Origin of the sequence: Klebsiella sp. SWET4 (assembly GCF_024296565.1) — a bacterium.
Taxonomy (GTDB): Bacteria; Pseudomonadota; Gammaproteobacteria; order Enterobacterales; family Enterobacteriaceae; genus Klebsiella; species Klebsiella variicola.
Genome location: NZ_JANCOB010000041.1, coordinates 1,215 through 1,447 on the forward strand (window position 1 = coordinate 1,215; position 233 = coordinate 1,447).

Below are 233 nucleotides of genomic sequence, written 5' to 3' on the forward strand. Positions count from 1 at the left end.
GGGATGGGGCAGTCAGGCGTTGGTGCTTTATTTAATGGCATCAATGCATTAAATGCTTATAACGCCGCATTGCTTACAAAAATTCTCAAAGTTAGCGTTGAAGAATTTAGCCCTTCAATCGCCAGAGAAATCTACGAGATGTATGAAGCGGTTAGTATGCAGCCGTCACTTAGAAGTGAGTATGAGTACCCTGTTTTTTCTCATGTTCAGGCAGGGATGTTCTCACCTAAGCT

1 pseudogene is annotated in these 233 nt (G+C 42.9%); it reads left to right on the forward strand.

The features are described 5' to 3' along the window. Positions 1-233 (forward strand): annotated as a pseudogene (locus tag NKJ21_RS27360) (LexA family transcriptional repressor); the annotation flags it as partial.